Below are 1,428 nucleotides of genomic sequence, written 5' to 3'. Positions count from 1 at the left end.
TCTTTGTACTCAGGAGTGAACTCCCTGCGTGTCTTTCCCATGTGAACATTCTCTCTTGTGAGGTGTCCACTCAACGGGGGCAGGGCCAGGCGGGTGAAATCGCAGATAACCAGGTCACGTAGCCTGCAGGCGGTCAAAGCCGCCATCGCCGTCGGTATAGCTTGGTCTGTCGCGCCGTACTCGCCCGGAGTGGCCGATGATTACCCCTATTACACACCACGGGTGCCCTCGTGAGCATGTACCCTACGCTCATGGGCTCGGTGAGGAATGCCCTGCACACGCTGGGTAGCCTTGTCGTTGGGATTCTGCTCGCCGCAGCAGTGCTCGTTTTCAGTCAGCTAAATGCAGTGACCCTTTCGGTTGCCGTCGGTGTTGGCGCTCTGATCGCTGCCGTTGGATGGTTCGGCAATAACCGCGAATATATCCCGGTTACGGTTGTGTTCGGCTCGTCGTGGGCGGCCCACACGCCGATGCCTACTCCATCGGATACGTCGTGCAAATCAGCCTCGGCATGGTGATTGGGCTCTTTGTTAACATGCTGGTCTTTCCCGCGGTAAACCTCAATGATGTGGGCCGGCAGCTCTCGAAATATCGCTCGGTGCTGGCAGATCATTTGTCCGAAGTCGCCGAGGCACTGACCGAGAGCTGGCCGCCTGAGCGCGACGGCTGGGCATCCCGCAGTGACGCGCTCGTCAGTATTTCTGGCGACCTGCGCGCTGCGTTGCACCAGGCCGATGACACTCGCAAAGTCAATCCGCGGGATCGGATCCACCATCGAGACCTGAGCGCTGATTTCAAGGACCTGGTTGCCCTTGAAACCATCGCCTTTCACGTGCATGACCTCACGGAGGTCCTTGCCAGGGCGATGTTGGGCACCCCGGTAGACGTCGAGCTGAAACCGGAGTTGCGCCCGTCACCGAGTTTGGCTCTTGACGCGGTGGCTGCGGTGTTCCGCGACTGGGATTCGGGAAATACGGATCGAACATCGTATTCCGCTGCAGCGGACACGCTTGCGTCCCTCATGACCGAACTGGACGAACGGCGAGACTCGGCGCCTGCGACATCGATGGGTGCCGCGACAGGATCGCCATGGATATCGCTCGCATCCTCGCAGCCCTGCGCTCCCGGCTCGAACAGCCCCCGAACCGCACAACTGATGCGTAGGGTCTCACCATTCTGTTAGCACGCTCTGATACCGGAGTGGAGCGGTGTGTAGACCTCATGCGGTCCGGCATGTACTTAGTCATAGAGCTCCTTACCGGAGGCATGTTGCGCGCTAAATTGCGAGTGCGCAAAATACCAGTGCGGGAAGTCGTGGAGATCAGGAAATACCTGGCCGAGCCCTACGTGTCACCGTTGGGTGAGGCCAGTAGCTAACAGCAAGTTCGCCGTTTGATGTAGGGCGAGAATCAGGAATCATCACCATGT

General features: G+C 59.1%; 2 protein-coding genes. Both read left to right on the top strand.

What is annotated here, in order from left to right; genetic code table 11:
* The first annotated feature begins 251 nt into the window (after positions 1 to 251).
* Complete coding sequence (locus CXY80_RS19630; protein ID WP_199182183.1) at positions 252 to 518, top strand: hypothetical protein; 267 nt, start codon at positions 252 to 254, stop codon at positions 516 to 518.
* The gene (locus CXY80_RS19625) at positions 494 to 1,183 is read left to right on the top strand and encodes a hypothetical protein (protein WP_199182182.1); all 690 of its coding nucleotides are present in this window, start codon (positions 494 to 496) and stop codon (positions 1,181 to 1,183) included. The genes CXY80_RS19630 and CXY80_RS19625 overlap by 25 nt, the downstream gene beginning before the upstream one ends.
* Positions 1,184 to 1,428 lie beyond the last annotated feature (245 nt).

The organism is Cryobacterium sp. M91 (assembly GCF_002929615.1).
GTDB classification, from domain to species: Bacteria; Actinomycetota; Actinomycetes; order Actinomycetales; family Microbacteriaceae; genus Cryobacterium; species Cryobacterium levicorallinum.
Note: the sequence above shows the minus strand (reverse complement) of the source record. Positions and strands in the feature narration are given on the sequence as shown.

What these genes read in the sequence shown, in the direction of transcription:
- CXY80_RS19630 (WP_199182183.1), top strand. Translation starts at nt 252, where the DNA reads ATGGGCTCGGTGAGGAATGCCCTGCACACGCTGGGTAGCCTTGTCGTT.